This window comes from Variovorax sp. GW822-FHT04A09 (assembly GCF_058801005.1).
On record NZ_JBXAMV010000002.1, the window covers coordinates 849,014 to 874,137 of the forward strand.

Below are 25,124 nucleotides of genomic sequence, written 5' to 3' on the forward strand. Positions count from 1 at the left end.
GGCGGGGCGGCTCAAAGCCCGAACAGCAGCACCACAAGGGCAACGGTCGCGCCGAGGACCACGTAGCCAATGCCGGTCAGCAGCAGCGCGAAGCCGACGAGATAGATCACGCGCCGTCCCCAGTTCGGCGCGCTCGGTACGCAGCGCCAGTAGACCAGCGCGGCCGCGAGGATCAGCATGCCCTCGATTGCATGGGCGATGACGCGCGTGGCCCCGGCAGAGTGAAAGACCGACCGGTCCAGCCACAGGCCGATAACTCCCGCGAGCGGGATCAAGGCGGCCCAGGCGAGCACGCTGAGCGCGAGCCGCCCCGCCGCCTTCATCGGATGGCCTCGCCCTTGAAGAAGTGAAGAGGCATCGGGCTTTCCCAGCCGGGCGCCTGATAACCGGACACCCCGAGATCGGGGACCGAGCCCATCACGCTGCGCAGCAGTGCGGCGAGGTACGAACTGCTGTTGTATTCGCCGGGGTTCATCCGGTCGCCTCGCAAGCGTGCGGGGAAACTGTAGGGGGACACGTAGCTTGAAAAATCCGTGGCGCGCCTCATCAGCGTGCGCGCGAACGCCTCGGAGCTCATGCCACCGGGCGGCGCCAGCGGAATCTTGACGACGACATCGGTGGGCAGCGTGTTGGCATAGATGTTGGTTCGGATCCGTAACACGTTGTGCAACCCCGCTTCGCCCATCGTCGGTTGACCATCGATCACCGTGAGGCCCGAATAGGCGTCATCGATGACCAGCGAGATGTGCAGGCTGGGATAAGGGGTCCCCACAAGCCCGGCAGGACCGGCCGCCACCCGGCCGTACAGCGTGAACGTCGGTGTCGAGTGCTGCGCACGCCCCACCGAGTTTTCATTGGTGTTCATGAATTTCCTCCCTGATTGGCGTTTCGAAATGGAACGCTCTGGAGGCGATGCTAGGGGCGCGAGCGCCAAAACACTGTTGTCAAATGAGGCTTCCGCTCATCCGGGATCCCTGCCGCTTCCGCGCACCGCAAGTGCCACCGGGCCAAGTCTCCATGGCCCCAGCTCAAGGCCAGAACAACACCAGCGCCACGAAAAGCAGTTTGACGCCGAAGGCCACGAGGGCGCTGGCGACCACCATCAGCACCACGAAGGCGACGAAATAGGCCACGCGGCGGCCCCAGTGCGGCACGCTCGGCACGGCATACCAGTAGAGCAGCGCGGCCGCGCCGAGGTTGATGGCCTGGACCGCATACATGGTGACGCGCGAGGCTTCGGGCGAGTCAAGGATCGACGGGCCCAGCCACATGCAGAGAAGTCCCAGCAGCGGAACCACGGTGACCCAGGCGAGCACGCCGAGCGCCAGGCGTCCGGCCGTCTTCATCGCAGGGCCTCCCGCCTGGTCGATGTTTCATTGGCAGTCATGAATTCCTCCTCGATGGCGTTTCGACATCGAACGCTCTGGCGTCCGATCCTATCGGCAGGGTCCGGCAACTGTTGTCAAATGAGAACTCCTCTCATTCATAATCCCTCCCGCTTCCGCACGCCGGAAGCGTCACCAGGCCGCCGGGAGGCGCGCCGCCAGAAGAACATCCAAGGGATTTGAATGAAGAGAGTTTGTGTGGGCCTCGCGCTCGCCGCCGTACAGGCAGCGCAGGCGCAATCCGTGCCTGCGTCCGCTGTTCCCGAATCTCGGGCAAGCGAGCTGAGCACCGTCAACGTCGAGGCCTCGCGCGCCAACGGCTTCCTGGCCGAGACGGTCGAGGCGGGCACGTTCCGGGGCGCGTCCGTGATGGACGTGCCGGCCACGGTCAACACCGTGACGCGCGAGGTGATCGAGCTGCAGGGCGCGGCGGGCGTGTACGACGTGCTGCGCAACACGGCCGGCGTGACGCGCCAGCAGAACGGCGGCGACACCTTCGACCAGCTCGTCATCCGCGGCATTGCCGTGGAGAACCGCACCAACTACCGCCTCAACGGCGCGCTCGCGATCCCCAACGTGTCGGAAATTCCGATGGAGAACAAGGAGCGCGTCGAGGTGCTCAAGGGCGCGTCGGCGCTGTACTACGGCTTCACCACGCCGGCCGGGGTGATCAACTTCGTCACCAAGCGCGCGGGGCGCACGCCCGTCACCTCGCTCGGGATGAGCGTCGACAACCAGGGCGGGCTGCAGGGGCAGGTCGACATCGGTCGCCAGTTCGGCGAGAACGACCAGTTCGGGCTGCGCCTGAACGCGGCGGGCGGCCAGTTGGGCTCGACCATCGATGGCGTGGACGGCAAGCGCAGCTTCGTCTCGGCCGCCCTCGACTGGCGCGTGAACCGGCGGCTCACGCTCAAGGCCGACATCGAGCATTACCGCAAGCGCATCACCGAGCAGGCCGGCATCGCGCGGCTTGCGGCCGTGAACGGCGTCATCGCGCTGCCGGCGCTGCCCGATCCGCACAAGCTGATCGCACCGCCCTGGGCCGTGTTCGAAGCCGAGGTCACCAACACCCAACTGCGCGCCGACTACGCCTTGAGCGACCACTGGGCGCTCAGCGTGGAGGCCGGCCATTCCGAGGCCGAGCGCGACCGGCGCCTGGCGCAGTTCGGCACCTACAACGTGCGCACCGGCATCGGCCGCCTCACGGGCAACGTGCAGCATCTGGAGCAGCGTTCCGACCTGCTGCGTGCCGAGCTGTTCGGCACCTTCGCCACCGGCGCGCTGCAGCACGAGCTGACGCTCGGCGCGGCGCGCAGTGACAAGACGCAGGCGCCCGTGTTCCAGCGCAACTACGGCGGCGCGACCACGCTGCAGAACCTGTACAACCCCGTGCCCATCGGCGCGCTGGCGCTGAGCGCGACGCCCTCGCGGCCCACCTCGGGCGCGCAGGACAGCGAGGAGCTGGGCCTGTACGCGCTCGACCGCATCACCTTCTCGCCGCAGTGGCAGCTGGTGGCCGGCCTGCGCCACACGCGCTACCAGAGCTGGCAGGGCGCAAGCGCCACGCTGCCAGCCCTCGACTACAGCGTGCGCAAGACCACGCCGCTGGCGGCGCTGAGCTACAAGTTCACGCCCGACCTCATGGCCTATGTGTCGTACTCGCAGGGCGTGGAAGAGGGCGAGGTGGCGCCCGCCGGCACCGCCAACCAGAACACGCGCATGCCGCCGGGCGTGAGCCGGCAGAAGGAGGTCGGCCTGCGCTGGCTGACCGGCGGCGGCACGCTGCTGTCGGGCGCGCTGTTCGACATCGAACGGCCCGGCGCCTACACCGACAGCGCCAACACCTTCGTGGCCAGCGGGCGCCAGCGCTACCGCGGCCTCGAGGTGTCGGCGCAGGGGCGGCTCACGCCCGCGCTGGCGTGGCAGCTCTCGGGCCAGTGGCTGGACGCCGAGTTCCGCCGCATCAACGCGCAGTACGACGGCAAGCGGCCCGAGAACACGGCGCGCACCACGGCGAGCGCCTTTGTCTCGTACGACATCGCGGCGGTGCCGGGGCTGTCGGTCAACGGCGGCGCGTACTTCACGGGGCGTCGTCCCGTCGACGACCTGAACCAGGGCTTCATCGGCGGCACCACCGTCTTCGGCCTGGGCGCGCGCTACGTGGCGCAGTTCATGGGCAGGCGCACCACCTTCCAGCTGAACGTCGACAACGTGGGCGACAAGCGCTACTGGTCGGCGGCCGGCACGCGGCTGGCGGTCGGCACGCCGCGTACGATCAAGGCCCTGGTCAAGATCGATCTTTGAACCCGCGCGCCCCGCCTTGGCGGGGCTTCCTGTTTCCCGTTTTCTTCTGTTTTTCATGGCTTTGCTGCGTCGCGTCTGGTTCCAGATCCATTGGTTCATCGGCATCACGGCGGGCAGCGTGCTGGTCGTCATCGGCCTGAGCGGGGCGACGCTGTCGTTCCGCGCCGAGATCACCGACCTGCTGAACCCGATCCCCGCGGCCTCGGCCGCACCCGCATTGGCACCGCCTGCGCTCGTCGCGCGTGTGCAGGCCGAGATGCCCGGGCGGCGCATCGCGACCGTGGCCGTGTCGACCGAGCCCGGGCGCGCCGCGCGCATCGGGTTCGCGCCGCCGCCCGGTGAGCGGCGCGGCGAGACGCGCTTCGCCGATCCCGCCACCGGCGCGCTGCTGCCCGATCCCGTGGGCGAGCACTTCTTCGAGTTCGTGGAAGAGCTGCACCGCTGGCTGCTGCTGCCGCGCGACGACGGCAAGCCCATCACCGGCTCGCTGGCCGGCCTGTTGCTGCTGCTGGCGCTGTCGGGCCTGTACCTGCGCTGGCCGCGCCGGCCCTTCGCGTGGCGCCAGTGGCTGCGCATCGACTTCGCGCTGCGCGGGCGCGCCTTCCTTTGGAACCTGCATGCGGTGGTCGGCACCGTCGCGCTGCTGGCCTACGTGGTGTCGACCACCACCGGCATGTACTGGGCCTTCGACGGCTTGCGTAAGGCGGTCGACGGCGCGGTCGGCGAGGGCCGCGTGGTGCGCGCCGAACGCGCGCCGGCCGATGCCCTGGTGACGCTCGACCTGGCGCGCGTCTGGCAGGCCTTCGTCGACACCACGGGCGGCGACTGGACCCAGGTGACGCTGCGGCTGCCCGCGCGCAACGGCACGCAGGTGGAGGCCGTCTACCTGCGCACGCACGCCGAGCACGAGCGCGCACGCAACCGCCTGTACCTGCAGGCCGCGACCGGCGAGACGCTGCGCCACGAACGCTATGCCGACAAGCCGCTCGCGGGCCGCCTCGTGAACAGCATCTACCCGCTGCACATGGGCACCTACTGGGGCCTGCCGGGGCGCATCGTGATGATGCTCACCAGCCTGGGGCTCGCGCTGTTCGCGATCAGCGGCTGGATGATGTACCTCGGCCGCCGCCGCACCGCGAAGGCCGTGCGCGCCGAGCGTGCGCGGCTCGATGCGGTCGCCGTGCCCGCCACGTCAGGCGATGCGGGGCAGGTGCTGGTCGCTTTTGCGAGCCAGACCGGCCATGCCGAGCGCCTCGCGCTGCAGACGGCCAGTGCGTTGCAGGCGGCCGATGTCGCGGCGGTGGTGCGGCCTGTGTCGGCGCTGAGCGCTGACGCGCTGCTGCATTTCCGGCAGGTGCTGTGGGTGGCGAGCAGCTTCGGCGAGGGCGAACCGCCCGACAGCGCGCGTGCCTTTGCCCGTGCGTTCGCGCGGCAGGGCGGTCCGGGCTTGCGCCACCTGCGCTACGGCCTGCTCGCGCTGGGCGACCGCCACTACGCGACCTTCTGCGGCTTCGGCCGCAAGCTCGACCACGACCTGCACAACCAGGGTGCGCAGCCGCTGTTCCCCATGATCGAGGTGGACGGCGAAGACCCGGCAGCGCTCGCGCGTTGGCACGATGCGCTGCGCGAAACCTTCGGGGTGCGTGATGCCACGTGGCCTGTGCCGACCGCACCGGCCTTCGACGCCTGGCGGCTCGATGGCCGGCGCCTGCTCAATGCGGGCAGCCAGGGCGATCCGCTGTTCGAGATCGAGCTGCGACGCGTCAGTGGCGGCGCGATGGACTGGACGCCCGGCGCACTGGTCGAGATCGTGCCGCGCCAGATGCACGACGACGGCGCCCCGGCGCCCGCGCCGCGCAGCTATTCGGTCGCGTCGATTCCTTCCGACGGCGCCGTCCAGTTGCTGGTGCGTCAGGCGCGGCACGACAACGGCCTGGGCGTGGCCTCGGGCTGGCTCACGGTCGGTGCGCCGATGGGCGCGGAACTCGCGCTGCGCCTCGTCGCCAACCCGGGCTTCGCGCTGCCCGACGACGCGCGGCCCTGCATCTTCAGCGGCAACGGCTCGGGCTTCGCGGGCCTGCGCGCGCTGCTGCGCGAGCGTGCGCGTCGCGGGCACGGCCGCAACTGGCTGGTGTTCGGCGAACGGCAGGCGTCGCACGACGGCTTCGGCGAGGACGAGGTCGCGGCATGGCAGGCCGGTGGCCTCGTGGCACGCGCCGACTTCGTCTACTCGCGCGACCAGGCGCAGCGCGTGTACGTGCAGGACCGCCTGCGCGAGGCTGGCGAGGTGCTGAAGCAGTGGGTGGACGAAGAGGGTGCGATCGTCTTCGTGTGCGGCAGCCTTGAAGGCATGGCGCCGGGCGTGGACGCGGCGCTCACCGAGGTGCTGGGCGAGAGCGGCATGGACGCGCTCATCGCCGAAGGCCGTTACCGCCGCGACGTGTACTGATCAGGCGGGCGGAAAGCTCACGCCCGGTTCGCCCGTCTGCCACGGCGCGTGCTTGGTCATGATGCGCGCGAACATGTCCGATGCGGTCCAGCCCGCGAGCCAGGCCAGCAGGCGCGGCCAGGGCTGGGCGTCGAACCAGGCCACGTCGACCATCGCGAACTGGCGCACGAAGGGCATGAGCGCCGCGTCGGCCAGCGTGGCGTGCGCGCCGGCCGGCTGCGCCGACATCGCGAGCCGGTCTTCGAGCCCTTGCAGGAAGCGCGCACCCTCGTCGCGCGCGGAGCCTTCCGATGCGGGGTAGCGCGCCGGGTACTTGTAGCGGTCGAGCAGCGGCTTGAAGTCGTTATCGCACGCCGTCACCAACGCGAGCAGGTCGTCGAGCGTGCCGCGCTCCGGCGCCAGCCAGCGCAGCGGATCGTGGCGGCGCAGCGCCCACAGCATCACGTCCAGGCTCTGCTCCAGCACCGCCGCGCCGCCGTCGAGCACCAGCACGGGCACGGTGCCTTTGGGCGAGGCCGCGAGCATCTCGGCGGGCTTGCGCTTGAGCTCGACATCGCGCAGTTCGCAGCGCTGTTCGCTCGCCACCAGCGCGAGCCGGGCCCGCATCGCATAGGGGCAACGGCGGAACGAATAGAGCACGGGGAGGGCGGAATCGGGCATGCGAACCAAAGGTGGACAGGGGGAGCTGGCCGATTGTCGGCCCGTGCCCGCCCGGTCGCGTGGCGGCGGGTTTTTCCTCACAATCGACCGCCATGGGCGAACGCCTTTTCCTCCGGCTCCACGACGACCCGCTGCACGGGCCGGAGTCGAGCGTGCCCGACGGCACGCTGCGGGTGCTGCCGATCGCGCCGGTCCTGCAAGCGCATGTCTCGCACCTGCTGATGTACCGCGAGACCTTCGCGCCCGGCCACGAGGTGCGCGAGCGCGTGCTGCCCGACGGCGCGATCCGGCTGGTCTTCAACTTCGGCGATGCGCCCTCGGCCGACGACGCGCCGGGGCAGGCGGTCGAAGCCATCGGCGCCTTCGCCGCGCCCGCCGTGGTGCGGATGCGCGACACGGTCGAAGGCCTGTCGGTGGCGCTGCGCCCCGGCGCGGCGGCGGCGTTGCTGGGCGTGCCGGCCGGCGAGATCGCGGGCCGCGCGGTGCACCTGGACGAACTCTGGGGCGGCGAGGGCACGACGCTGCTCGTGCGCATGGCCGAAGCGCGCGACGATGCTGCACGCGCCGACCTGCTGCAACAGGCCCTGATGAAGCGCCTGCAGAAAGCCGGCGACGGCACGCCGCCGGCCGCCGCGATGCACGCTGCACGGCTCATCGCCGCCGCCGACGGGCGTCAGGCGCTGCGCGAGGTGGCGCAGGCCGTCGGCGTGGGCGAGCGCCGGCTGCAGCAGATTTTTCATGCGCACGTCGGGCTGTCGCCGCGCGCCTGGGGCCGGCTGGCGCGGCTGCATGCCTGTCTGCGCGCGCTGCGCCTGCACAGCGCGCCGGCCTGGGCCGACATGGCGCTGGACCACGGGTTCTACGACCAGTCGCACCTCGTCAACGAGTTCCGCGCCCTGTGCGGCGTGACGCCCACCGAGTTCCTCGGGCGCCGGGTTTCGGTTTCTTCCAAGACGGCGCGCTGAGGCCGGCCTATCGTGGCCGCTTGTCCTGCCCAAGGACCCTCACCGAACGAAGGAGCAACGACACATGACAGCAGCCCCCTCCACCCCTGACGCCGCGCACCGTCCGCTGGCGGGCCGCGTGGCCGTGGTCACCGGCGCCAGCCGCGGCGCGGGCCGCGGCATCGCGCAGGAACTGGGCGCGGCCGGTGCCACCGTGTACGTGACCGGGCGCAGCACCCGCGCGCGGCCGGCCGACAGCTACGGGCAGCTGCTCGCGCTGTCCGAGCTGGCCGCCTTGCCCGGCACCATCGACGACACCGCCGACGAGGTCACGCAATTCGGCGGCCGCGGCATCGCCGTGGCCTGCGACCACACGAAGGAAGACGACGTGGCGGCGCTGTTCGCGCGCGTCGAGCGCGAGCAGGGCCGGCTCGACCTGCTCGTGAACAACGCCTGGGGCGGGCACGAAAGCTTCACGGGTGTCTTCGAGGTGCCGTTCTGGGAGCACTCGCTCGCCAACTGGGATTCGATGTTCGACCGCGGCGTGCGCAACCACCTCGTGGCCAGCCGCTGCGCCGCGCCGGGCATGGTGCGTCGCAAGCAGGGCCTGATCGTCACCACCACCTTCTGGGACCGCGGCCACTACCTGCGCGGCAACCTGTTCTACGACCTCGCCAAGGCGTCGATGACGCGGCTGGCCTTCGGCATCGCGCAGGAACTGCAGCCGCACGGCGTGGCCTCGGTGGCGGTGTCGCCGGGCTGGATGCGCACCGAGTTCGTGCTCGCGGGCCACAAGACCGACGAGGCGCACTGGCAGGAGCGCCCCGCGCTGGCGCGCACCGAGTCGCCGCGCTACCTGGGCCGCGCCGTGGCCGCGCTGGCGGGCGATGCGCAGGTGCTCGACAAGACCGGCCAGGTGCTGCGCGTGGCCGACCTCGCGCGCGCCTATGGCTTCACCGACATCGATGGGCGGCAGGTCGAGGCGTTCGAGCTGTAGGGCGCTTCAGCGCAGGTCGCGCACGTCGATGCGAAAGCGCAGCTCGGGCGCGCCGCCGAGCCCGGGCTCGGTGATGAACTCTTCGACCAGCACACCGCCGTTGGCGCGGACCACGCGCTGCGAGGCGAGGTTGTCGGGGCTGGTCGTGATCTCGACGTGGTCCAGGCCGATGGCGCGCGCATCGGGCAGCAGCGCGCGCAGCGCGGCGGTGGCATAGCCCCGGCCGCTTTTCCACGGCACCACGCCGTAGCCGATGTGGCCGAGGCAGTACGAAGGCAGGGCGTTGGTGCCCGGTTGCCAGCGCAGCTGGATGCTGCCGCAGAACTCGCCGTCCCACAGCCAGCGCCGGTAGCCCGGCAGCCGCGGCACGGTGCCACCGGTGGGCAGCGCGATGGGCGGGCCCTTGGCCTCGCGGTCGACGAGGCCGGCGAGAAAACCGTCGGGGTCGGCGCGGATCAGCGCCAGTTCTTCCAGGCCGGCTTCGGCCCGCAGGTTGTTGGGCGACCAGCCGCGTTCCAGTGCGGCGATGTAGCCGGGCAAATGTTCAGGCGACGGCCAGACGAGTTGCAGTGCGGAAAGGGACATGGGAAACGGTCCTTGTTGCTTTGATCAGTACGAGCGCAGGGCGATGCCCCAGCGCCCCTCGGCCTGCACGACGATCCAGAGGTTGGCGTGCGTGCTGAGCACCGCGCCGGCCGCATCGCGCCGCGTGTAGTGCACGACGAAGTGCACCTTGTCGTGGCTCACGAGCACGGGCTCCTTCTTCTCGTACTGTGTGGAGGCCCAGCCGCTGGCCTTGAGCGTGTCGAAGAAATCCACCGGGTGCCGGCCGGGCGTGGGCCAGTCGAGCCGCTGCGCACCCGAGAGCATCGTGTGCGGAAAGTGCAGCTCGGCGTCCATGCCGCGCGTGTCCGAGGCATTGAACGCGGCCGTGAAACGGTCGAGGCAGGCCGACGCGGCGGCGACGACGGCGGCGTGCGGCGCGTCGGAGGGCGGCGGCGCGACGAAGGCAGAGAAATCGGTCATGTGCCGGATGGTAGGCGAGCGCACGCCTGTCGGTCACGTTTGCTAGAAATGCAACTGAGTTGCGTCAATACCTATAATGCAATTCTGTTGCAACTATGGAGCCTGCCCTCATGGCCGATCGCCTTCCCGTCACCGTGCTGTCCGGCTTCCTGGGCGCCGGAAAGACCACGCTGCTCAATCACATCCTGCACAACCGCGAGGGCCGCCGCGTGGCGGTGATCGTCAACGACATGAGCGAGGTCAACATCGACGCCGCGCTGGTGCGCGAAGGCGGGGCCGCGCTGTCGCGCACCGACGAGAAGCTGGTCGAGATGAGCAACGGCTGCATCTGCTGCACGCTGCGCGAAGACCTGCTGATCGAGGTGAAGCGGCTCGCCAAGGAAGGGCGCTTCGACCAGCTCGTGATCGAGTCGACCGGCATCTCCGAGCCGCTGCCCGTGGCCGAGACCTTCACCTTCGCGGGCGAGGACGGCCAGAGCCTGGCCGATGTGGCGCGCCTGGACACCATGGTCACGGTGGTCGATGCCTTCAACTTCCTGCGCGACTACGGCTCGCCCGACAGCCTGGGCCAGCGCGGCCAGTCGCTGGGCGACGAAGACACGCGCACGGTGGTCGACCTGCTGATCGAGCAGATCGAGTTCTGCGACGTGCTCGTGGTCAACAAGACCGACCTCGTGACGGCGCAGGAGCGCGAGCGGCTGATGGCCATCTTGCGCAGCCTCAACCCGCGTGCGCGCATCGAGGAATCGGAGTTCGGCCGCGTCGCGCTCGACCGCGTGCTCGACACGGGCCTCTTCGACTTCGAGCAGGCCGAGCAGGCGCCCGGCTGGCTGGCCGAACTGCGCGGCGAGCACGTGCCCGAGAGCGAGGCCTACGGCATCCGCAGCTTCGTCTACCGCTCGCGCCTGCCGTTCCATCCGCAGCGTTTCTGGGACCTGGTACAGGGCGAGTGGGAGGGCGTGGTGCGCTCCAAGGGCTTCTTCTGGCTCGCGAGCCGCCCGACCCGCGCGGGTTCGTGGTCGCAGGCCGGCGGCGCCTGCCGCTACGGCGTGGCGGGCCTGTGGTGGGCGGCCGTGCCGCGCGAACACTGGCCGACCGACCCCGACGGGCTCGAACTCATCCGCAAGAACTGGGACGACGCCACCGGCGACGCGCGCCAGGAGCTGGTGCTGATCGGCATCGGCATGGACGAGGCCGCGCTGCGCGCGCGGCTCGATGCCTGCCTGCTCACGCCCAACGAGATGCGCTTCGGCCCCTCGTGGTGGCAGAACCTGCCCGATCCGTTTCCGTCGTGGAACGTGTGAGTGCGCGGGCGTTTCAGTCGCCGGCGCTGCCGGGCTGCATCGCCTGTTGCACCAGCCGCGCCATGGCCGACGCGTTCTCGCTGCCGACGGCGGCCAGCCCCTGCACCGTGCCTTGACGGTCCTGCAGGGCTTCGTCCTGGCTGGCCTTGAGCTTGCCTTCGAGGCGGTCGATGGGAATTTCGATGCCCACCACGGCGCGCGCCAGCTTGCGGATGAAGGTCTCGGGCGCGTCCGTGGTCTGCCAGGGCACGGGTTGGCCGGCCTCGTTCGCCGCGGTCAGCCGCGCGAGCAGGTCGAGCAGCCAGGCTTCGTCGTCGATGGCGCGCGCGATGCCGTGCGCGTGGGCGACGGCGTAGTTCCAGGTCGGCACCACCTGGCCGTGCTCGGCCTTGCCGGGGTACCAGCCGGGCGTGATGTAGGCCTGCGGCCCCTGGAACATCACGACCGACGGGGCCGGGGCATCGAGCTGACGCCACACGGGGTTGGCGCGCGACACGTGGCCGAGCAGCGTGCCGAACGGGCCGCGCGAGCGGTCGAGCAGAAAGGGCAGGTGGTTGGCGACCAGCCCGTCGGCGCCCGACACGACCCAGGCGCCCAGCGGATGCGCGTCGATCAGCGCGTGGCTCGCGCCGAGGTCGGGCTGGCGGTGGTGCCGGGAGACGTACACGCGCGGCCTGGTCGGCTCGGCGAGCTACCGCGCGCAGTCGCCGCACATGCCGTGCAGCGTGAGCGCCGTGTGCCGCGTGTCGATGCCCTGCTTGCGCAGCGCCTTGCCGAGCCGGCCCATCACCTTGGGCAGTTCGGGGTCGGAGGGCAGGGCCAGCACCTTGTGGCACTGGTCGCATTCGAAGGTGTTGCCCGAGGCGGTGTCGACGTGCCGCGCGAAGCGGTTGACCCGGTCGGCGCCCACGCGGCGGTCGCACAGGCCGGCCTCGACCAGCCGGTCGAGCACGCGGTAGAGCGTGACGCGGTCGGGCGGCTCGCCCGTGGCGGCGGTGTAGGCGGCGGCCACTTCCTCGTGGGTCAGCGGCTGCGAGCCGTGTTCGAGCAGCTCGAGCACGGTCTGGGCGGCGCGCGTCACGCGCAGCCCGCTGCCGCGCAGCAGCGCCTCGCTGTCGAAGGCGGGGCCGGGCGACGAGGTCTTCGGGGACGGGTTCGGGGTGGTCTTCATGCGAAACGCCATTGTGTTGCATCCGGCGCTCCCTTGTGCCGGCAAGGGCGCCGGGGCGGCCCGAAGGCCCGGATGTTGCGAGGTGCAAGTCAGCCAACCGGCCGTTTCGCCGCGGCCCGGGTCGCCCGAATGCGCTAAGGTCCGGGCATTCGCATTCCTGAATACCTTCGTTGACCATGTCCCGTCCCCCCATCGAAATCGAAACCGCCCCGAACCCCACCGCCTCGGTGGTCCTGATGCACGGCCTGGGTGCCGACGGCAACGACTTCGTGCCGATCGCCGGCGAGCTCGACCTGTCGGCCGTGGGCCCGGTGCGCTTCGTGTTCCCCAACGCGCCCGTCATTCCCGTGACCATCAACGGCGGCTATGAGATGCCCGCCTGGTACGACATCGCGGTGGCCGACCTGGTGGCGCGCGAGGACGAGGCCGGCCTGCGCCGCTCGCAGGCGAGCATCGAGGCCCTCATCGCGAATGAAAAGGCGCGCGGCATCCCCGCCCACCGCATCGTGGTGGCCGGCTTCTCGCAAGGCTGCGCGATGGCGCTGATGACGGGGCTGCGCCACGGCGAGCGGCTGGCCGGCATCGTCGGCCTTTCGGGCTACCTGCCGATTGCCGCGACCACGGCGGCCGAGCGCCACGGCGCCAACCACGACACGCCCGTGTTCCTCGCGCACGGCCGACAGGACCCGGTGGTGCCGCTGGCGCGCGCCGAACAGTCGCGCGACGCGCTGGTGGCGCTGGGCCACCCGGTCGAATGGCACGAATACCAGATGGCGCACTCGGTCTGCATGGAAGAGATCGCCGACCTCAACCACTTCCTGCTGCGCGTGTTCGGCTGAAGGCCCGCCACGCCGGGCCGCGCGCGCATCCATCCTGATCCTGTCACCCCGCAAGAACGCACAGAAGGAGACCCCCATGATCCTGGTCATCGGACACGCGCTGGCAAAGGCCGACACCCTGCAGGCGATGCTGGCCATCAGCGTGGAACACGTGCTGCGCTCGCGCGCCGAGCCCGGCTGCATCTCGCATGACGTCACGACCGACGTGCAAGACCCGCTGCAGCTCACCTTCGTGGAGCGCTGGAGCGACATGGCGGCGCTGCAGGCGCACTTTCGCGTCGATGCGTCGCGCGCTTTCGGCAAGGCGCTCGCGGCCATGGCCGACGGGGTGCCGTCGATCCATGTCTACCAGTCGGAAGAGATCGACCTGTCGGCGGGCCGCGCCAAGGCCTGAATTTCGAACCCCGCTGCGCGCCGAAAGGCCGGTGGTATTTGAGAGGGTAGCTATGAAAAGAGTAGCAAAAAACAGCATAGCCGGATGCGGGATTCCCTGCTTCAGCAGTGCCTGTCCGCCCGTGCTACCTTCCAGCCCCACAGAAGATTGATGGGTCATAAGAACATGAGCAACAGATTGCAGGAGAGGCTGGGTGCACTCCCGGCCGCGCGATTGAAGGGAATGCGTCGCGGCATCGAGAAGGAAAGCCTGCGCGCGCTGCCCGACGGCAAGCTGGCCCTCACGCCGCATCCGCTGGCGCTGGGCTCGGCGCTCACGCATCCGCACATCACGACCGACTTCAGCGAATCGCAGCTCGAACTCATCACGGGCGTGCACGCGGGCGTGGAGTCGGCGCTCGAAGAGCTCACGCGGGTGCACCAGTTCACCTACCGCGTGCTCGACCAGCTCGGCGACGAGCGCCTGTGGGTGTCGAGCATGCCCTGCGGCCTGCCGACCGACGAGACCATTCCGATCGGCCGCTACGGCTCGTCGAACGTGGGCCGCGCCAAGAGCGTCTACCGCATGGGCCTGAGCCATCGCTACGGCCGCCGCATGCAGACCATTTCGGGCATCCACTACAACTGGTCGCTGCCGGAGGTGTCGAGCGAAGAGTATTTCGCGCTCATCCGCAACTTCCGCCGCCAGGCCTTCCTGCTGCTGTACCTGTTCGGCGCCTCGCCGGCCCTGTGTTCGAGCTTCGTCGCGGGCCGCCCGCACGAGCTGCAGCCGCTGGGCGACGGCAGCATGTACATGCCGCACGGCACCTCGCTGCGCATGGGCCGCCTGGGCTACCAGAGCGAGGCGCAGGCCTCGCTGGCCGTGAGCTACAACAGCCTGGAGGGCTACGGCGCCTCGCTGCAGGACGCGCTCACGCGCCCGTGGCCGGCCTACGAGGCCATCGGCATCCGCAACCTGGGCGGCGACTACAACCAGCTGGGCACCAGCCTGCTGCAGATCGAGAACGAGTTCTACGGCACCATCCGCCCCAAGCGCGTCATCCACTCCGGGGAGCGCCCGCTGCATGCGCTGCGCGAGCGCGGCGTGGAGTACGTCGAGGTGCGCCTGATGGACCTCGACCCCTTCGAGACCGTCGGCATCAATGCGCAGACGATGCGCTTCATCGACGTGTTCCTGCTGCACTGCCTGCTGAACGACAGCCCCGACGACACGCCGCAAGAAATCGCCGACCTGGCGCAGAACCAGCACCTGACGGCCGCGCGCGGCCGCGAGCCGGGGCTGAAGCTGCGCCGCGACGGGCGCGAGGTCGGGCTCACCGACTGGGGCCTGGAGCTGGTCGAGCAGTGCCTGCCGATTGCCGCCGCGCTCGACGCGGCGCAAGGCGGCACGCAGCACGTCGACGCGGTGCGCGCCGCCAAGGCCGGCCTCGAGAACCCCGACAGCCTGCCCTCGGCCCGCGTGCTCGCGGCCATCGAGCAGCAGCACGGCAACTCCTTCGTCGGCTTCGTGCGCGCCCAGTCTGAGCAGACCCGCGCCGCGCTGCTGGCGCTGCCGTTCTCGGCCGCGCAGCAGGCCGGGTTCGAGCAGATGACGGCCGAGTCGATCCAGGCGCAAAAGCGCATCGAGGCGGCCGACACCATGCCCTTCGAGATCTACCGCGAGCAGTACGTCTCGCCGGCGCGCCTGGGCATGGCCCCCGGCCGCCTGCCGGTCGCAGCCTGAGAAGGCCACCCCGGCGGCGCCGGCCGGCGCATGCCGACAGCGCCGCTGGCCGATGGCCTACAGCCATTGACCTGTCCGGCTCACCGTGGCGCGGCGGCCAGCCCCGAAGATGGCGTCATGCGCTGCCCAGTTCCGGACCCGAGACACCCACCATGACGCTCCATGCCTACCTGGTCGAGGACAGTCCGGTGATCCGCGAGAACCTGGTCGACTTTCTCGAGGACGTGGTCGATGCGCATGTGATCGCCTCGGCCAGCACCGCCGACGAAGCGCTCGAATGGCTGCGCGACCATAAGAGCGACTGGGATCTGGCCATCGTCGACCTGTTCCTGCAGCGCGGCAACGGCCTGGCCGTGCTGAACGCCTGCCGCCAGCGCTCGCCGCACCAGAAAGTGGTGGTGCTCAGCAACTACGCCACCGCCGACATGCGCCTGCGCTCGCAGCAGCTGGGTGCCGACGCCTTCTTCGACAAATCGGCCGAACTCGACCAGCTGGTGGCGTACTGCGCCACCGTCCAGCCGTCGCATGGGTGACTCTCGCCGGGGGCGCCCGGCGGCGAACGGGGTGGGGAACTGAGGTAAAACGTTGGGTTGTTGTCAATTGGCAACCCTCACCAACACCGACCCACACCGTTCAGACAGCGAGCAGAGACCTCATGAGCAACAGCACCTCCATCGACTTCCAGGGCCGCGTGGCCATCGTGACCGGCGCCGGCGGCGGCCTGGGCCGCCAGCATGCGCTGGCCTTGGCAGCGCGCGGCGCCAAGGTGGTGGTCAACGACCTGGGCGGTGCGCGCGACGGCTCGGGCGGCTCGGTCAGCGCCGCGCAGGCGGTGGTCGACGAGATCAAGGCGGCCGGCGGCGAAGCCATTGCCAACGGCGCCTCGGTGACCGACTTCGAGGCCGTGCAGGCCATGGTCAAGCAGGCGGTCGACGCCTGGGGCCGCGTCGACATCCTGGTGAACAACGCCGGCATCCTGCGCGACAAGAGCTTCGCCAAGATGGAACTGGACGACTTCAAGCTCGTGGTCGACGTGCACCTGATGGGCGCCGTGAACTGCACCAAGGCCGTCTGGGCGCTCATGAACGAGCAGAAGTACGGCCGCATCGTGATGACCACCTCGTCCTCGGGCCTGTACGGCAACTTCGGCCAGAGCAACTACGGCGCCGCCAAGCTGGCGCTGGTGGGCCTCATGCAAACGCTGAGCATCGAAGGCGCCAAGAACGACATCCGCGTGAACTGCCTGGCGCCCACCGCCGCCACGCGCATGACGGAAGACCTGTTCCCCAAGGACATGCTCGAGGCCTTCCGCCCCGAGGCCGTGGTGCCCGCGATGCTGGTGCTGGCCGCGCAGGACGCGCCGAACCGCACGATCCTCTGCGCCGGCGCCGGCACCTTCGAGGCCGCCCACATCACGCTCACGCAGGGCGCCTGGCTGGGCATTGCCGCCGACACGCCCGAGCAGCTGGCCGCGCGCCTGTCGGAAGTGACGGCGCGCGAGGGCGAGGCCGTGCCGCAAAGCGGCGCCGCCCAGGGCGCGAACGAAGTCGCCAAGGGCCAGGCGAACGCCGGCCGGGGCTGACGCGCCGTTCTTCGGTGCATGGCGCTTGACTTCGAGCGCACTCGAGCATTTCCAATGAATTCACCGGATGTCCGGTGTCTTCATTCATCCAAGGAAATCACGCCATGCACACGATCGACAACAAGGCCCTGGTCCAGCGCATCCACGCGGAGCTGGACAAGGGCAACGGCCAGGCCTTCATCGACAGCCTGGCCGACGACGCCAGCTGGACGCTGGAAGGCAGCACGCCCTGGTCGCGCACCTACCAGGGCAAGCAGGCGATCCGCGAAGAGCTGATCAAGCCGCTGTTCGGGCAGTTCGCCGGGCCCTATGTGAGCAAGACCGAATGCATCATTGCGGAAGGCGACCGCGTGGTGGTGCTGTTCAGCGGGGACGTGCCCACCAAGGCCGGCAAGCGCTACAACAACCGCTATTGCTACGTCTACCGACTCGAAGGAGGCCAGGTGAAAACATTGACCGAGTACTTCGACACCGCGCTGGTCGAGCGGGCGCTCGATGCGCCGACCACCCATGCCGGCTGAGCCCGGCGCTGCCGCGCCGTTCCATATCGGCGAGCTGGCCGCACGCACCGGCCGCACGGTGCACGCCATCCGCTGGTACGAATCGCAGGGCCTGGTGCCCGGCGTGGCGCGCGACGCGGGCGGGCGGCGCGTGTACGGCGAACTGCATGTGCGCTGGCTCGACCTGATGGACCGGCTGCGCCGCACCGGCATGTCGATTGCCGAGATGCGCGACTACACGGCGCTCGCATTGCAGGGCAAGGCCACGCTGCGCCAGCGGCGCGACCTGCTCGAGGCGCACCGCGCGCGCGTGCACCAGACCATTGCCGACTGGCAGCAGGCGCTGTCGCTGGTCGATCGCAAGATCGATTTCTACGACGCCTGGATGGCCGACGGGCGGCGCCCGCCGCTCATTCCGGTGGAAACGCCGCAGCGCCTGCCCGCGCCGAAGCGCACGCCGGCGCGCTGAGCTTCGACTCGACTACTCGGCGACGAAGCCCTCGCCGTCGCGGCGAATCGAATCGCGCGCGCGGTGGTTGTTGAGGCGGCCCAGCGTGTTGTCGAGCAGGCGCTTGAGCTTGTCGGCCGCGCCGCGGAAGGCCTCGTCGAGGCTGGTGGCGTGCTGTGTCACCGCGAGCGGCTGGTGGTGCGCCAGGCGCGCTTCCATCACGCAGCACTTGTCGCCGCCGCCGGCCTTGTCGTGGTTCTCGTCGCTCAGGTGCACCTCGACGCGCGTCACGTCTTCGACGAAACGGCTCAGGTGCTGCTTGATCTCGGTGCCTGCCCAGCGCTCCAGCGTGTCCTTGTTGGTGATGCCATTGCTCGTGTTGACCTGGATCTGCATTGCGTATGTCCCTGCTGGATGGTGAACGAGCCTTCACTGTGCACCCGAAAGAGTGCCCCTGTGCGTAGGTGTGTTGCCCCTTTTTGCCGGGGCATGACCGCGTGCTCAGCTCTGGATGTAACTGGTCAGCTGGGTGATGGTCTGCTCGTGCTCGGAAATGATGTCGTCCATCAGGTCTTGAATCGAGATCATGCCGACCACCTTGTCGCCGTCGACCACGGGCAGGTGGCGGAACTTGCGCTGGCTCATGAGCGCCATGCAGGCGCGGGTGCGGGTCTGCGGGGTGACGGTCATCACGTCGGGCGTCATGATCTCGGCGACCTTCATCTCCTTGGAGTTCTTGCCCTGCAGCGCCACCTTGCGGGTGTAGTCGCGCTCGGACAAAAAGCCCACGAGCTTTTCGCCGTCCATCACCATGAGCGCGCCCACTTCGAAATGCGCCAGCGTGGCCAGCGCGTCGAACACGCTGGTGTCGGGCGAGGTGCGCCAGGCGGCGGAATCGTGGCGCTTGAGCAGTTCGGAGACGGGTTTCATCGCAGGCACTCCATTCAGGGGTTTCGATCCGGCCGACGCACGTGGCGGCGCCGTGCTTCGGACAAATCATAGGGGCGGAATCGCCCTTCGCGATGCAAAACCCTCCCGGGTGTTGCGCGTGTCATGCCGCGCACACGAACCCGGGGATGATCAAGGGTGCTCAGGGCGCGGCGGCGAGCACGCGGCTCAGCGCCACGGCATTGCCCGCGACGTCCTTCACGAGGCCCTGCGCGTCGAAGTTCACCTGGAACTCCGACCAGCTGTCGCGCCAGTAGCGCCACACCGGCGCGTCCAGGCTCGGGTTCTCGCTGGCCACCGGGTAGCCCAGCGCCATCAGCACCTGTTCGCGCGTCATGCCCGGCATCACCTTGCCCGCGAGGATGGCGGCGCCCACCGCGGGCGGAAAGCCTGCGATCTTGCGCTTGGGGTCTTCGGTGACCACGTAGCGCTTGGCGAAGTCGATCAGCGTGATGTTGCGGCTGTAGTCGTTCTTGATGCGCTGGGGCTTGCCCGCGAGATCGAGGTTGAAGAAGCGGAAGTCGTAGGCCGTGATGCGCGCCGGCGTGCCCACGGGGACGATGCTCGTGCCCTGTTCGTCGTAGTTGATGTCGCTGATCGAGTCGCCATACGTGCGCATGTTGCAGCACAGGAAACCGTCGGTCAGCGGGCCGGGCGGGGGCGACGGGCGCTGGGCGTGCACCGCAGTGGCGGACAGGATGGTGGTGGCCGCGAGCAGGGCGGCGGCGGCAAGGCGCTGGACCATGAAAAGGATCTCCCTCGATGTGACTTTTTGAAACGGCTGCGGGCGCAGCGCGCGGATTCTAGGGGTGATCTGGCGGCCAACAAGCCAGTGAATACGCCAGTTGGTGCTATCAAAAGCGCAGCAACGAGGAATCGGTCCGTTTCCCGGTTCACAATGCGCACCCGGCCTGCGAGGCCGACCCCCTTCCAGACAGCGCGAAAGAAAGAGCATCCATCGATGGCGATCCAGTGGTTCCCCGGTCACATGTATTCGACCCAGAAGGCCATCACCGAACGGGTGAAGGACATCGACGTGGTGATCGAACTGCTCGACGCGCGCCTGCCCGGCTCCAGCGCCAACCCGATGCTGGCCGAGCTCACGGCCGGGCGGCCCACGCTGAAGGTGCTCAACAAGCAGGACCTGGCCGACCCCGCGCGCACCGAGGCCTGGCTGGCGCACTACAACGCGCTGCCCGACACCCGCGCCATCGCGCTCGATGCCAGCCTGACCACGCCCGCGCAGCGCATCGTGCGCGCCTGCCACGAGCTGTCGCCCAACCGCGGCGGCATGGCCAAGCCGATGCGCGTGCTGATCTGCGGCATCCCCAACGTGGGCAAGTCGACCCTCATCAACACGCTCACCGGCGGGCGCAAGGCCAAGACCGGCGACGAGGCCGGCATCACCAAGCTGGAGCAGCGCATCACGCTGGCCGACGACTTCTATCTGTGGGACACGCCCGGCATGCTGTGGCCGCGCATCATCGTGCCCAAGAGCGGCTACAACCTCGCGGCCAGCGGCGCGGTGGGGCGCAATGCCTTCGACGAGGAAGAAGTGGCGCTGGAGCTGCTCGACTACCTCAAGGCGAACTACGCCGAGGGCATCGTCGCGCGCTTCAAGCTCGTCGAACTCGACCCCGCCACCCTGGCCGGCATGAAGGACGAAGACGTCCTCGACACCATCGGCCGCAAGCGCGGCGCGCTGCTGGGCAAGGGCAAGGTCAACCTGCAGAAGGCCGCCGAGATCGTGATGCACGAGTTCCGCGCCGGCAACCTGGGGCGCATCACGCTCGAGACGCCCGAGGAGTTCGCGCAGTGGCTGGCCGCCGGCCAGCGTGCCGACGCCGAGCGTGCGGCGAAGAAGGCGGCGCGCGGCAAGAAGGGCAAGGCCAAGCCCGAGGTGCCCGAGGCAGACGGCGGCCCGACGGCCGACGCGTGAAGGTCTTGCGCGCGGCTCGCTGAAGGCCGCGCGGGCCGCCCCTATCATCGAGAGATGCAACGTCTCACGCGCCAGCGCAACGCCGTTTTCTCCGCCTTCAGCGACGCCGGTCGCGTGCTGACCGCCCCCGAAATCCTCGAACACGCACGGGCCATCGTGCCCGAGATCAGCCTGTCGACGGTGTACCGCCAGGTCTCGCTGCTGCTGGCCGACGGCGAGATCGCCAAGGTCGAGCTGCCGGGCGAACCGGCGCGTTACGAAGTGGCCTGCAAGGCCGACCCGCACGACCACCATTCGCACGGCGCCAGCGAAGGTGGCGATGCAGGGCACCACCACCATCACTACTTCCATTGCTCGCACTGCGGCCAGGTGTTCCTGCTGCACGCATGCCCGGGGCCGATGCACGACCTCGCCCCCAAGGGCTTCCAGGTGACGCACCACGAGGTCACGCTGCATGGCCTGTGCGCGGCCTGCGTCGACGCCGGCGCGAAAGCGCCGAAGGCGCACCCGCCGCACTGACGACGGCGGGGCCCCGGATGCCGGGAGAGGGTTAACAAAGTTATTGAGAATGAATTCGCAATAACGTATATTCGCGTGTCCGAACGAACTCCCCGGCCACGCACATGCAAGTCCTGTCCTCGCTCAAGGAAGCCAAGAAGCGTCACCGCGATTGCCAGGTGGTGACGCGGCGCGGCCGCACCTACGTCATCTGCAAGTCCAACCCGCGCTTCAAGGCGCGGCAAGGCGGCGCAAAGAACAAGAACAAGCGCTGACGCGCGGCGGCCCAGAAGCCGCCTTCATTCCCCATTCGATGACTGCATCGGCGTGCCCACGCCGGGGGCGTGCCTGCGCGCGTCTTTCCCTTTTCTTCTTCCTTCCATCGGAATCCCTCCGCCATGCTCCGAGCCACCGGCCTCACCAAACGCTACGGCGCGCACACCGCGCTCGACCGCCTCGACCTCGACATCCGCGGCGGCGACATCTACTGCCTGCTGGGTGCCAACGGCGCGGGCAAGACGACCACCATCAACCTGTTCCTGAACTTCATCGCGCCGACCGACGGCACGGTGCAGATCAACGGCACCGACGTCACGCGCCACCCGGTCGCGACCAAGCAGGACGTGGCGTACATCCCCGAGCAGGTCACGCTGTACGGCACGCTCTCGGGCCTGGAGAACCTGCGCTTCTTCGCCGGCCTGGCGCTGGGCCACGAACTGCCGCGCGATCGCCTGCTCGCGCTGATGACCGAGGTGGGGCTCGACCACGCCGCCGCCGACAAGCGCGTCAGCATGTATTCGAAGGGCATGCGCCAGAAGGTGTGGATCGCGGTGGCGCTGGCCAAGCAAGCCAAGGCGCTGCTGCTCGACGAGCCCACCTCGGGGCTCGACCCGCATGCCGCCGCCGAGTTCTCCGACCTGCTGCGGCGCGCGGCCGACCGCGGCGTGGCCGTGCTCACCACCACGCACGACCTGTTCCATGCACAGCAGACCGCCACGCGCGTCGGGATCATGAAGCGCGGCCGGCTGGTCGAAAGCCTCGACGGCGCGCAGATCGGCCAGACCGACCTGCAGTCCCTCTACCTGCAACACATGAGGGCCTGACCCGATGACGATGCGCTGGATCGCCCGACGCGAATTCACCGAACGCCTGCGCGATGGCCGCCTGTATTGGGCGGGCGGTCTCGTGGCCGTGCTGCTCTTCACCGCGCTGGCCGTCGGCTGGGCGCACCAGCGCGGCGCGCATGCCGAGCAGGTGGCCGCGCAGGCCATGGACTACCGCGACTGGCTGCACCAGGACAAGCGCCATCCGCACGACGCCGCGCACCAGGGCATGCATGCCTTCAAGCCCGAGCCGCCGCTGTCGATGGTCGACGCGGGCATCAACCCCTACATCGGCAGCACCGTGTGGCTGCAGGCGCACCGCCAGAGCGAGGTCAAGTTCAACGCCGCGCAGGACGCGACGGGCCTGCAGCGTTTCGGCAACCTGTCGGTGGGCTGGATCCTGCAGGTGCTCGGCCCGCTGCTGGTGATCGTGCTGGGCTTCAACGCCTTCGCGGGCGAGCGCGAGCAGGGCATCCTGCGCCAGACGCTGAGCCTGGGCGTGGCGCCGCTGCGGCTGCTGGCCGGCAAGGCGCTCGCGCTGTCGGCGCTGCTCGCGGTGCTGCTGGTGCCGGCGGCCCTTGTCGCGGCCGTCGCCGTGGCGGTGGGCGCGGAGCCGGGTGGGCGCATCGATGCATTGCTGCGGCTGGGCGCGTGGTCGCTGGGCTACGCGGTCTACCTCGGCATCTTCGTGTGCCTGGTGCTGGGCGTGTCGGCGCTGTCGTCGACCTCGCGCATGGCGATCACCGTGCTGCTCGCGCTGTGGATCGGGCAGGCCGTGATGGCGCCGCGCGTGCTCTCCGAACTCTCGCGCACGTGGTTCCCGAGCCCGACGCGGCTCGAGTTCAACAAAGCGCTGGGTGCGGAACTCAAGGCCGTGTCGAACCAGGTCTGGCAGCAGAACTTCGGCACCACCGAGCGCTGGGGCCGCGACGTGCCGCTGAGCAAGTGGGGCATCGCGTTGCGCCTGGACGACCAGGCCTCGTACCCCGTGTACGACCGCCACTACGGCCGCCTGTGGGACACCTGGGAACAGCAGCAGAAAGTGCAGGAGTGGAGCGGCCTGCTGCTGCCGCTGCTTGCGGTGCGCAGCTTCTCGATGGGCATGGCGGGCACCGACTTCTCGCACCACCGGCGCTTCACCACGGCGGCCGAACTGCACCGCCGCAACATCCAGGACCTGATGAGCAAGGACCTCGTGGCGCATGCCGATCCGCTCGGCGACCGCCACTTCTCCTACCAGGCCACGCCCGAGCTCTGGGCCACCGTGCCGCCCTTCGACTACCACCCGCCGGGGGCAGGGTGGGCGCTGCGCCACCAGGCGCGCAGCTTCCTCGTGCTGTGCGCCGGCCTGCTGCTCGCGGCGGCGTTCGCGGCCTTCGCCACCCTGCGCCAGCGCGCGCTCTGAGAGGGGATGCCACCCATGTCGTCCCTCCATCCTCCCCAAGGTCGCCGCCTGCTGGCCGTGATGCGCCAGGAAGTTCGTTTGATGCTCGCCGAGCGCGGCCTCTGGGTCGTCGGCGCGCTGTTCCTTTTGCTCGTGGCCTATGCATTGGGCAACGGCCTGCTGCAGACCGCCCAGCGCGACCGCGCGCAGGCGGCCGTGGCGCAAGCCGACCGCGACACCCGCACCGCGCAGCGCACGCTACTCGAAGCCATCCTGGCCGGCACCGCGCAGCCCACGCCCTTCGAGAACCCGGCCGACCCCTCGCGCATGGCGAGCGGCTACGGCGGCCAGCATGTGCTGCTGCCGACCGCGCCGCTGGGGCCGGTCGCGCTGGGGCAGAGCGACCTGTTCCCGAGCCAGTACCAGGTCACGAACCAGAGCCGCGTGGTGTTCATGAACCCGAGCGACATCGAGAACCCGTGGCACCTGCTGAGCGGGCATTTCGACCTGGCCTTCGTCATCGTCTACCTGCTGCCGCTGCTCATCTTCGCGCTCAGCTACAACCTGCTGTCGGCCGAGCGTGAGAACGGCACCTTGCGCCTGCTGTTGTCGCAACCGCTGCGGCTGCGCACGCTGCTCGCGGGCAAGCTCACGGTGCGCGCCGCCGTGCTGCTGGGGCCGGCGGTGCTGCTGCCGGTGGCGGTGCTGTGGATTGCGCGCCATGCGGGGCTCACGGCGGGCGGCGCGGGCAGCGCCACGCTGTGGTGGGCGTTGCTGGTCGGCGCCTACGCGCTGTTCTGGTTCGCGCTGGTGGTGGCGGTCAATGCCTTCGGCGCCTCGTCGGCGACGAACGCGATGGTGCTTGTCATCGCCTGGGTGCTGCTGGTGCTCGTGGCGCCGGTGCTGCTCAACCTGGCTGTCACGCAGGCCGCGCCCGCGCCGTCGCGCACCGAACTGGCCACGCGCCAGCGCGTGGTCACGGCCGAGGCGATGAAGCGCTACCAGGACCTGCTGGGCACCGAGTACCAGCACGTGGGGCAGGGCGCCATCCTCGTGCCGCGCGACGGCAAGATCGAGATCGCCGGCCGCTCGCTGGCCAACTACCGCATCCAGCGCGAGGTCGACGAAGCGATCCGCCCCGCGCTCGCGCGCTTCGACGCGCAGCAGGCGGCACAGCAGGCGCTGGTGGGCCGCTTCGGCGCCGTGTCGCCGGCGGCCGTGGCCTACGAAGGCATGACTGCGCTGGCCGGCAACGGCGCACGCCGCCATGCGCGCTTCGACGCCCAGACCGTGGCGCACCACGAAGCCTGGAAGGCCTTCTTCTTCCCGCGCATCGACGCACGCGATGCGCTCGCCCCGGCCGACTTCGACCGCATGCCCGCCTTCGCCTGGCACGAGGAGCCCGCCGAGCTCGTGCGCGGGCAGGCCGCGCTCGCCGTGCTGCAACTGCTGGTGCCGAGCCTGCTGCTGTTCGGCCTCGCGGCCTGGCGGCTGCGGCGCTTCTCGGTCGCCTGACGCTTTCTTCAT

At 69.7% G+C, this 25,124-nt stretch carries 29 protein-coding genes; 18 read left to right on the forward strand and 11 right to left on the reverse strand.

All coding sequences use genetic code 11. The features are described from left to right. Positions 1-11: 11 nt before the first annotated feature. The 3 genes from AC1RLW_RS15085 to AC1RLW_RS15095 form a co-directional block, all read right to left on the reverse strand. The gene (locus tag AC1RLW_RS15085; RefSeq protein ID WP_493193708.1) at positions 12-323 is read right to left on the reverse strand and encodes a hypothetical protein; all 312 of its coding nucleotides are present in this window, start codon (positions 321-323) and stop codon (positions 12-14) included. Then, positions 320-865: a hypothetical protein gene (locus tag AC1RLW_RS15090; RefSeq protein WP_493193709.1), complete on the reverse strand. Its 546-nt coding sequence runs from the start codon at positions 863-865 to the stop codon at positions 320-322. The genes AC1RLW_RS15085 and AC1RLW_RS15090 overlap by 4 nt, the downstream gene beginning before the upstream one ends. Before the next feature lie 163 nt (positions 866-1,028). Further along, positions 1,029-1,346 carry a hypothetical protein gene (locus AC1RLW_RS15095; protein WP_493193711.1) on the reverse strand — a complete coding sequence of 106 codons (318 nt, stop codon included), beginning with the start codon at positions 1,344-1,346 and terminating at the stop codon, positions 1,029-1,031. A 222-nt stretch (positions 1,347-1,568) separates the two neighbouring features. Between AC1RLW_RS15095 and AC1RLW_RS15100 the strand changes: the two genes are divergently transcribed. Together AC1RLW_RS15100 and AC1RLW_RS15105 are read left to right on the forward strand one after the other, a co-directional pair. Continuing rightward, complete coding sequence (locus AC1RLW_RS15100) at positions 1,569-3,689, forward strand: TonB-dependent siderophore receptor (RefSeq protein WP_493193712.1); 2,121 nt, start codon at positions 1,569-1,571, stop codon at positions 3,687-3,689. A 55-nt stretch (positions 3,690-3,744) separates the two neighbouring features. Further along, a complete protein-coding gene (locus tag AC1RLW_RS15105; RefSeq protein WP_493193713.1) occupies positions 3,745-6,138 on the forward strand; it encodes a PepSY domain-containing protein in 2,394 nt (797 codons plus the stop codon). Here the strand turns inward: AC1RLW_RS15105 and AC1RLW_RS15110 are convergent, their stop codons facing one another. Continuing rightward, the gene (locus AC1RLW_RS15110; protein ID WP_493193714.1) at positions 6,139-6,798 is read right to left on the reverse strand and encodes a glutathione S-transferase; all 660 of its coding nucleotides are present in this window, start codon (positions 6,796-6,798) and stop codon (positions 6,139-6,141) included. 92 nt (positions 6,799-6,890) lie between these two features. Here AC1RLW_RS15110 and AC1RLW_RS15115 point away from each other — a divergent pair, with 92 nt between their 5' ends. After that, positions 6,891-7,763, forward strand: a complete 873-nt coding sequence (locus AC1RLW_RS15115; protein ID WP_493193716.1) for a helix-turn-helix domain-containing protein — start codon at positions 6,891-6,893, stop codon at positions 7,761-7,763. 64 nt (positions 7,764-7,827) lie between these two features. Beyond that, on the forward strand, positions 7,828-8,739 hold the full coding sequence (locus AC1RLW_RS15120; protein WP_493193718.1) for an SDR family NAD(P)-dependent oxidoreductase: 912 nt from the start codon (positions 7,828-7,830) through the stop codon (positions 8,737-8,739). Positions 8,740-8,745: 6 nt separating this feature from the next. Here AC1RLW_RS15120 and AC1RLW_RS15125 read toward each other — a convergent pair whose 3' ends face one another. After that, positions 8,746-9,324: a GNAT family N-acetyltransferase gene (locus tag AC1RLW_RS15125; protein WP_493193720.1), complete on the reverse strand. Its 579-nt coding sequence runs from the start codon at positions 9,322-9,324 to the stop codon at positions 8,746-8,748. A 24-nt stretch (positions 9,325-9,348) separates the two neighbouring features. Next, positions 9,349-9,765, reverse strand: a complete 417-nt coding sequence (locus AC1RLW_RS15130; RefSeq protein WP_493193721.1) for a hypothetical protein — start codon at positions 9,763-9,765, stop codon at positions 9,349-9,351. Between the two features lie 110 nt (positions 9,766-9,875). Between AC1RLW_RS15130 and zigA the strand changes: the two genes are divergently transcribed. Beyond that, positions 9,876-11,069, forward strand: a complete 1,194-nt coding sequence (gene zigA, locus AC1RLW_RS15135) for a zinc metallochaperone GTPase ZigA (RefSeq protein ID WP_493193723.1) — start codon at positions 9,876-9,878, stop codon at positions 11,067-11,069. Positions 11,070-11,082: 13 nt separating this feature from the next. Here the strand turns inward: zigA and AC1RLW_RS15140 are convergent, their stop codons facing one another. After that, positions 11,083-11,736 (reverse strand): FMN-binding negative transcriptional regulator, encoded by a 654-nt coding sequence (locus tag AC1RLW_RS15140; RefSeq protein ID WP_493193725.1) that lies wholly within the window; start codon positions 11,734-11,736, stop codon positions 11,083-11,085. Positions 11,737-11,760: 24 nt separating this feature from the next. Beyond that, complete coding sequence (locus AC1RLW_RS15145; RefSeq protein WP_062477006.1) at positions 11,761-12,240, reverse strand: Fur family transcriptional regulator; 480 nt, start codon at positions 12,238-12,240, stop codon at positions 11,761-11,763. 176 nt (positions 12,241-12,416) lie between these two features. Here AC1RLW_RS15145 and AC1RLW_RS15150 point away from each other — a divergent pair, with 176 nt between their 5' ends. From AC1RLW_RS15150 to AC1RLW_RS15180, 7 genes are all read left to right on the forward strand, one after another. Beyond that, positions 12,417-13,079, forward strand: coding sequence for an alpha/beta hydrolase (locus AC1RLW_RS15150; protein WP_369629587.1), 663 nt, complete (start codon positions 12,417-12,419; stop codon positions 13,077-13,079). Between the two features lie 76 nt (positions 13,080-13,155). Then, positions 13,156-13,473 (forward strand): putative quinol monooxygenase, encoded by a 318-nt coding sequence (locus tag AC1RLW_RS15155; protein WP_159270917.1) that lies wholly within the window; start codon positions 13,156-13,158, stop codon positions 13,471-13,473. A gap of 165 nt (positions 13,474-13,638) precedes the next feature. Beyond that, positions 13,639-15,195, forward strand: coding sequence for a glutamate--cysteine ligase (gene gshA, locus AC1RLW_RS15160; RefSeq protein WP_062477001.1), 1,557 nt, complete (start codon positions 13,639-13,641; stop codon positions 15,193-15,195). Between the two features lie 152 nt (positions 15,196-15,347). Beyond that, positions 15,348-15,728: a response regulator transcription factor gene (locus AC1RLW_RS15165; RefSeq protein WP_307696152.1), complete on the forward strand. Its 381-nt coding sequence runs from the start codon at positions 15,348-15,350 to the stop codon at positions 15,726-15,728. Positions 15,729-15,850: 122 nt separating this feature from the next. After that, positions 15,851-16,777 carry an SDR family NAD(P)-dependent oxidoreductase gene (locus tag AC1RLW_RS15170; RefSeq protein WP_095948938.1) on the forward strand — a complete coding sequence of 309 codons (927 nt, stop codon included), beginning with the start codon at positions 15,851-15,853 and terminating at the stop codon, positions 16,775-16,777. A 104-nt stretch (positions 16,778-16,881) separates the two neighbouring features. Beyond that, positions 16,882-17,298, forward strand: a complete 417-nt coding sequence (locus tag AC1RLW_RS15175; protein ID WP_493193727.1) for a nuclear transport factor 2 family protein — start codon at positions 16,882-16,884, stop codon at positions 17,296-17,298. Then, the gene (locus AC1RLW_RS15180) at positions 17,288-17,746 is read left to right on the forward strand and encodes a MerR family transcriptional regulator (protein WP_493193729.1); all 459 of its coding nucleotides are present in this window, start codon (positions 17,288-17,290) and stop codon (positions 17,744-17,746) included. The genes AC1RLW_RS15175 and AC1RLW_RS15180 overlap by 11 nt, the downstream gene beginning before the upstream one ends. 12 nt (positions 17,747-17,758) lie before the next feature. On the opposite strand, the gene AC1RLW_RS15185 is transcribed toward AC1RLW_RS15180, so the two are convergent. The 3 genes from AC1RLW_RS15185 to bamE all read right to left on the reverse strand — a co-directional run bounded on the left by AC1RLW_RS15185 (position 17,759) and on the right by bamE (position 19,418). Further along, on the reverse strand, positions 17,759-18,121 hold the full coding sequence (locus AC1RLW_RS15185; RefSeq protein ID WP_493193731.1) for an HPF/RaiA family ribosome-associated protein: 363 nt from the start codon (positions 18,119-18,121) through the stop codon (positions 17,759-17,761). Between the two features lie 105 nt (positions 18,122-18,226). Further along, positions 18,227-18,655 carry a CBS domain-containing protein gene (locus tag AC1RLW_RS15190; protein ID WP_070062567.1) on the reverse strand — a complete coding sequence of 143 codons (429 nt, stop codon included), beginning with the start codon at positions 18,653-18,655 and terminating at the stop codon, positions 18,227-18,229. A gap of 160 nt (positions 18,656-18,815) precedes the next feature. Then, positions 18,816-19,418: an outer membrane protein assembly factor BamE domain-containing protein gene (bamE, locus tag AC1RLW_RS15195; RefSeq protein WP_307587551.1), complete on the reverse strand. Its 603-nt coding sequence runs from the start codon at positions 19,416-19,418 to the stop codon at positions 18,816-18,818. Between the two features lie 216 nt (positions 19,419-19,634). Between bamE and ylqF the strand changes: the two genes are divergently transcribed. From ylqF to AC1RLW_RS15225, 6 genes are all read left to right on the forward strand, one after another. Then, the gene (gene ylqF / locus AC1RLW_RS15200; RefSeq protein WP_493193733.1) at positions 19,635-20,612 is read left to right on the forward strand and encodes a ribosome biogenesis GTPase YlqF; all 978 of its coding nucleotides are present in this window, start codon (positions 19,635-19,637) and stop codon (positions 20,610-20,612) included. 54 nt (positions 20,613-20,666) lie between these two features. Further along, complete coding sequence (locus AC1RLW_RS15205; RefSeq protein WP_307587555.1) at positions 20,667-21,131, forward strand: Fur family transcriptional regulator; 465 nt, start codon at positions 20,667-20,669, stop codon at positions 21,129-21,131. A gap of 104 nt (positions 21,132-21,235) precedes the next feature. Further along, positions 21,236-21,385 (forward strand): type B 50S ribosomal protein L36, encoded by a 150-nt coding sequence (ykgO, locus tag AC1RLW_RS15210; RefSeq protein WP_013542562.1) that lies wholly within the window; start codon positions 21,236-21,238, stop codon positions 21,383-21,385. Between the two features lie 123 nt (positions 21,386-21,508). After that, entirely contained in the window at positions 21,509-22,213 is a 705-nt protein-coding gene (locus AC1RLW_RS15215; protein WP_493193735.1) for an ABC transporter ATP-binding protein, read from the forward strand. Between the two features lie 4 nt (positions 22,214-22,217). Continuing rightward, positions 22,218-23,618, forward strand: coding sequence for an ABC transporter permease subunit (locus AC1RLW_RS15220; protein ID WP_493193736.1), 1,401 nt, complete (start codon positions 22,218-22,220; stop codon positions 23,616-23,618). Positions 23,619-23,633: 15 nt separating this feature from the next. Then, positions 23,634-25,112, forward strand: coding sequence for an ABC transporter permease subunit (locus AC1RLW_RS15225; RefSeq protein ID WP_493193737.1), 1,479 nt, complete (start codon positions 23,634-23,636; stop codon positions 25,110-25,112). The last annotated feature ends 12 nt before the right edge of the window (positions 25,113-25,124 follow it).

Excerpts from the sequence above, each read along its gene's own strand:
- AC1RLW_RS15085 (WP_493193708.1), bottom strand. The coding sequence starts at position 323 with ATGAAGGCGGCGGGGCGGCTCGCGCTCAGCGTGCTCGCCTGGGCCGCC.
- AC1RLW_RS15090 (WP_493193709.1), bottom strand. The coding sequence starts at position 865 with ATGAACACCAATGAAAACTCGGTGGGGCGTGCGCAGCACTCGACACCG.
- AC1RLW_RS15095 (WP_493193711.1), bottom strand. The coding sequence starts at position 1,346 with ATGAAGACGGCCGGACGCCTGGCGCTCGGCGTGCTCGCCTGGGTCACC.
- AC1RLW_RS15100 (WP_493193712.1), top strand. The coding sequence starts at position 1,569 with ATGAAGAGAGTTTGTGTGGGCCTCGCGCTCGCCGCCGTACAGGCAGCG.
- AC1RLW_RS15105 (WP_493193713.1), top strand. The coding sequence starts at position 3,745 with ATGGCTTTGCTGCGTCGCGTCTGGTTCCAGATCCATTGGTTCATCGGC.
- AC1RLW_RS15110 (WP_493193714.1), bottom strand. The coding sequence starts at position 6,798 with ATGCCCGATTCCGCCCTCCCCGTGCTCTATTCGTTCCGCCGTTGCCCC.
- AC1RLW_RS15115 (WP_493193716.1), top strand. The coding sequence starts at position 6,891 with ATGGGCGAACGCCTTTTCCTCCGGCTCCACGACGACCCGCTGCACGGG.
- AC1RLW_RS15120 (WP_493193718.1), top strand. The coding sequence starts at position 7,828 with ATGACAGCAGCCCCCTCCACCCCTGACGCCGCGCACCGTCCGCTGGCG.
- AC1RLW_RS15125 (WP_493193720.1), bottom strand. The coding sequence starts at position 9,324 with ATGTCCCTTTCCGCACTGCAACTCGTCTGGCCGTCGCCTGAACATTTG.
- AC1RLW_RS15130 (WP_493193721.1), bottom strand. The coding sequence starts at position 9,765 with ATGACCGATTTCTCTGCCTTCGTCGCGCCGCCGCCCTCCGACGCGCCG.
- zigA (WP_493193723.1), top strand. The coding sequence starts at position 9,876 with ATGGCCGATCGCCTTCCCGTCACCGTGCTGTCCGGCTTCCTGGGCGCC.
- AC1RLW_RS15145 (WP_062477006.1), bottom strand. The coding sequence starts at position 12,240 with ATGAAGACCACCCCGAACCCGTCCCCGAAGACCTCGTCGCCCGGCCCC.
- AC1RLW_RS15150 (WP_369629587.1), top strand. The coding sequence starts at position 12,417 with ATGTCCCGTCCCCCCATCGAAATCGAAACCGCCCCGAACCCCACCGCC.
- AC1RLW_RS15155 (WP_159270917.1), top strand. The coding sequence starts at position 13,156 with ATGATCCTGGTCATCGGACACGCGCTGGCAAAGGCCGACACCCTGCAG.
- gshA (WP_062477001.1), top strand. The coding sequence starts at position 13,639 with ATGAGCAACAGATTGCAGGAGAGGCTGGGTGCACTCCCGGCCGCGCGA.
- AC1RLW_RS15165 (WP_307696152.1), top strand. The coding sequence starts at position 15,348 with ATGACGCTCCATGCCTACCTGGTCGAGGACAGTCCGGTGATCCGCGAG.
- AC1RLW_RS15170 (WP_095948938.1), top strand. The coding sequence starts at position 15,851 with ATGAGCAACAGCACCTCCATCGACTTCCAGGGCCGCGTGGCCATCGTG.
- AC1RLW_RS15175 (WP_493193727.1), top strand. The coding sequence starts at position 16,882 with ATGCACACGATCGACAACAAGGCCCTGGTCCAGCGCATCCACGCGGAG.
- AC1RLW_RS15180 (WP_493193729.1), top strand. The coding sequence starts at position 17,288 with ATGCCGGCTGAGCCCGGCGCTGCCGCGCCGTTCCATATCGGCGAGCTG.
- AC1RLW_RS15185 (WP_493193731.1), bottom strand. The coding sequence starts at position 18,121 with ATGCAGATCCAGGTCAACACGAGCAATGGCATCACCAACAAGGACACG.
- AC1RLW_RS15190 (WP_070062567.1), bottom strand. The coding sequence starts at position 18,655 with ATGAAACCCGTCTCCGAACTGCTCAAGCGCCACGATTCCGCCGCCTGG.
- bamE (WP_307587551.1), bottom strand. The coding sequence starts at position 19,418 with ATGGTCCAGCGCCTTGCCGCCGCCGCCCTGCTCGCGGCCACCACCATC.
- ylqF (WP_493193733.1), top strand. The coding sequence starts at position 19,635 with ATGGCGATCCAGTGGTTCCCCGGTCACATGTATTCGACCCAGAAGGCC.
- AC1RLW_RS15205 (WP_307587555.1), top strand. The coding sequence starts at position 20,667 with ATGCAACGTCTCACGCGCCAGCGCAACGCCGTTTTCTCCGCCTTCAGC.
- ykgO (WP_013542562.1), top strand. The coding sequence starts at position 21,236 with ATGCAAGTCCTGTCCTCGCTCAAGGAAGCCAAGAAGCGTCACCGCGAT.
- AC1RLW_RS15215 (WP_493193735.1), top strand. The coding sequence starts at position 21,509 with ATGCTCCGAGCCACCGGCCTCACCAAACGCTACGGCGCGCACACCGCG.
- AC1RLW_RS15220 (WP_493193736.1), top strand. The coding sequence starts at position 22,218 with ATGACGATGCGCTGGATCGCCCGACGCGAATTCACCGAACGCCTGCGC.
- AC1RLW_RS15225 (WP_493193737.1), top strand. The coding sequence starts at position 23,634 with ATGTCGTCCCTCCATCCTCCCCAAGGTCGCCGCCTGCTGGCCGTGATG.